Origin of the sequence: Bradyrhizobium sp. CCBAU 65884, assembly GCF_028128835.1 — a bacterium.
GTDB lineage: Bacteria > Pseudomonadota > Alphaproteobacteria > Rhizobiales > Xanthobacteraceae > Bradyrhizobium > Bradyrhizobium ottawaense.
In genome coordinates, this window is the sequence record NZ_LBJU01000013.1 from 1 (window position 1) to 312 (window position 312).

Consider the following 312-nt stretch of genomic DNA (forward strand, 5'->3'; position numbering starts at 1 on the left):
AACATCTCCGAGGTTGCGCGGCGCAATGGCGTTTCGCGCGGGCTGCTTACGGTGTGGCGCCGCCAAGTTGCGGCGGCAGTGGTGGGCAAAGCACCGAACTTCGTGCCAATCCAAATTGGTGCCGGGAGCGATCGCGGGACAGCGGGCGAGCATGAGCGTATTTCCGGGCTACAGACGAGGCCTTTGGAGATCGCCGCGCCGCCGGCCAAGGTTTGCGGAGTTGTCGAGATCGAGGTGAACGGGGCGCGCATCCGGGTCGAGCCGGGCGTGGAGCTGGCGACGCTGTCGACCGTGCTGGCGGCGCTTCGGGGC

The 312-nt window shown here is 67.6% G+C and carries 1 pseudogene; it reads left to right on the plus strand.

The features are described 5' to 3' along the window. Nucleotides 1-312: pseudogene (locus XI03_RS01515) on the plus strand (hypothetical protein); the annotation flags it as partial.